This is a genomic window from Pseudoalteromonas sp. 2CM28B, assembly GCF_023161935.1.
Genome location: NZ_JALNTH010000109.1, coordinates 1 through 756, shown reverse-complemented (window position 1 = coordinate 756; position 756 = coordinate 1). Strand labels below are relative to the sequence as shown.

1 protein-coding gene is annotated in these 756 nt (G+C 36.5%); it reads left to right on the top strand.

Translation table 11 applies throughout. From position 1 onward, the window contains the following. Nucleotides 1-279 precede the first annotated feature (279 nt). Nucleotides 280-684 carry a hypothetical protein gene (locus MTN96_RS36845; protein ID WP_248534847.1) on the top strand — a complete coding sequence of 135 codons (405 nt, stop codon included), beginning with the start codon at nucleotides 280-282 and terminating at the stop codon, nucleotides 682-684. Nucleotides 685-756 lie beyond the last annotated feature (72 nt).

Genomic DNA, 756 nt, shown 5'->3' with positions numbered 1-756 from the left:
AGGCCACAACTTTTGTTGTAGCCTATTATGAAGCCTCTGAAAGATCGTTCAATTAACTTAAACGATCCGCATTAAACCTACAGGTACTTTTTTCATTTATTACAACAAGTAAACGAAGGTGCTCTCTCACGAAAGAAGCTAAATCAAAGCACGAAAGTTGTATATGATTTTTATCGGTATCTATCTAAACAGCATGAATCGTCAATCGATATTGAAAGAGTTGATAGTGTCAAATTGGTGAATAGGTATTTTCATAATCATCATGGTGGGCTTTACTCTATGGCAACAGAAAAACGAGGGCAGAGTTTAAGCGTAAGCAGCGCTTCGAGTCCAAGGCGTATTGGTTTCACTAGAGAATATGGAGAAGAACTTCGGCCTTTAACAGATAAAGAATTAGATGAGTTACTAACTTGTTTAAATACGGATGCTTTTGGAGTTGATGAAAGACTTATGCACTTCATAGCACTTCAGGTTGGGGCTAGAAAACAATCTATTTTAACGATGCGAATGAAGCATTTAAAATTATTTGCTGATCAAAAGTTATTGAAAGATAGTACTTTTAAAGTAAATGCTGGGCCTGGTACTGGTATTGATACCAAGTATAACAAACCACAAGCTCTCTACTTTCCATTAATATTAGCTAAAAGCATTCTTCGCTATGCAAACAGTGAAAAAGCTAAGTGAATCGCCCCGAGTTCATCGGAGACCAGTTTGTTTAAGTCAGGCCACTTTACCTGACTCGTTTAAATTATCATA

Excerpts from the sequence above, each read along its gene's own strand:
- MTN96_RS36845 (WP_248534847.1), top strand. The coding sequence starts at position 280 with ATGGCAACAGAAAAACGAGGGCAGAGTTTAAGCGTAAGCAGCGCTTCG.